General features: G+C 66.8%; 1 protein-coding gene and 1 pseudogene. One reads left to right on the top strand and one right to left on the bottom strand.

Features of this window, described 5'->3' with window-relative positions:
* Positions 1-739 (bottom strand): annotated as a pseudogene (locus DSP71_RS24300) (oligopeptidase B); the annotation flags it as partial.
* Positions 740-894: 155 nt separating this feature from the next.
* Between DSP71_RS24300 and DSP71_RS18600 the strand changes: the two are divergent.
* The coding region (locus DSP71_RS18600) for an inorganic phosphate transporter (RefSeq protein ID WP_258546546.1) at positions 895-1933 on the top strand (1039 nt) is incomplete at its 3' end.

Raw genomic sequence — 1933 nt, 5'->3', positions numbered from 1 at the left:
CCAGGTACCGGCGGCTGCGGGTGATCCCGGCGCCGAGCCAGAACTTCTCGTCGGGTTCGTGGAAGAGCTTCACATCCTCGGACACCGGGGTGCCGAGTCGGTGCAGCCACAGGGTATCGGGGCGCCAGGCCTCGTCACGGGTCGTGTAGAGCACACCGGTGCCGTCCGGGGTGAAGAAGGCGCCGCCCGTGTTCGGGATCTCGTCGTCGAGGGTGGTGCCGGTGGCGAGGTCGCGCACGTGCACCGTGTAGAGCTCGTCGCCCTCGAAGTCCGTGGACCAGAGCAGCTTCGTCGCATCGTCGGAGGTGTCGAAGGCGCCGAGCGAGAAGAACTCGTGGCCCTCGGCCTCGTGGTTGCCGTCGAGGAGCACGACCTCGCCGGGGACGGGGACTCCCGGTTCGAGGCGCGGGGGAGTCCAGTCGCCGGGCTCGGCGGCCGCGCGGCAGTGGATGCCGTACTGCGCGCCCTCTTCGGTGCGGCTGTAGTACCACCAGTCACCACGGCGGGTGGGGACGGAAAGGTCCGTCTCCTGCACCCGTCCCTTGATCTCCTGGAACAGCGTCTCGCGGAGCGCGGAGAGATGTGCGGTCTCGGAATCGGTGTGGGCGTTCTCCGCTTCCAGATGGGCGATGACCTCCGCGGAATCCTTGGCGCGGAGCCATTCGTATGGATCATCGAAGGTATCGCCGTGGTGGGTGCGGAGCGTCGAACGGCGGTCGGTGGCGGGGGCATCAGTCACCGTCTCACGCTATCCCAGGTCGAGTTGACCGGCACGGGGGAGGGTGGGAGGATTTACCGGGGCCGGTTAACGGAAGTCAAACCCACGGTGAACTCTTCGTTCGTCACGTCGATCACGTCGACATCTCCTTCTTCCTCAACGACCGAAAGCGAACGGTGGAAACCGCAGCCCTCATCGTCGTGCTTGTCATCGCGCTGGCACTCTTCTTCGACTTCACCAACGGCTTTCACGACACGGCGAACGCCATGGCGACGCCGATCGCCACAGGTGCGCTGAAGCCCAAGACCGCCGTCCTCCTCGCCGCGGTCCTCAACCTCGTCGGCGCCTTCCTGTCGACGGAGGTCTCCAAGACGATCTCCGGTGGCATCATCCGCGAAGACGCGATCATAGACGCGGGGACCGACCTGTTCCTGTCGCTGATCTTCGCCGGACTGATCGGCGCCATCACCTGGAACATGCTGACCTGGCTGCTCGGTCTGCCGTCGAGCTCGTCCCACGCCCTCTTCGGCGGACTGATCGGCGCGACCATGGTCGGCGCGGGCATCAGCGGGATCGACTTCGGCATGGTGCTCTCGAAGATCGTGCTCCCGGCTCTGATCGCCCCTGTCACCGCCGGCCTCATCGCATTCGCGGCCACCAAGATCGCCTACTCGATCACCCGTCGCTACGACGGGAAGCCCGATGGGCGCGATGGCTTCCGGTGGGGGCAGATCTTCACTTCGTCCCTCGTCGCGCTCGCGCACGGGACGAACGACGCGCAGAAGACGATGGGTGTGATCACGCTGGCGATGATCACCATCGGATGGCAGTCGGGAGCGCACCACGAGCCCGAGCTGTGGGTCATCATCGCCTGTGCGTTCACGATCGCTCTCGGCACCTACCTTGGCGGCTGGCGCATCATCCGCACCCTCGGCAAAGGGCTCACCGACGTCAAGCCGGCGCAGGGTTTCGCTGCGGAGAGCTCGACCGCAGCCACCATCCTCGCCTCCAGCGCCCTCGGCTTCGCCCTCTCCACGACGCAGGTGGCCTCCGGCTCGGTCATCGGCTCCGGTCTCGGACGTCGTGGCTCCACCGTTCGCTGGCGGACCGCCGGCCGTATCGGTGTCGGCTGGCTGCTGACGCTCCCCGCGGCAGGAGGCGTCGGGGCTCTTGCAGCGCTGCTCGTCGTCTGGCTCGGCAACTGGGGTGTCGTGA

It is taken from the genome of Microbacterium sp. H6, from assembly GCF_003314775.1.
GTDB classification, from domain to species: Bacteria; Actinomycetota; Actinomycetes; order Actinomycetales; family Microbacteriaceae; genus Microbacterium; species Microbacterium oxydans.
This window is presented reverse-complemented; position numbering and strand designations above follow the sequence as displayed.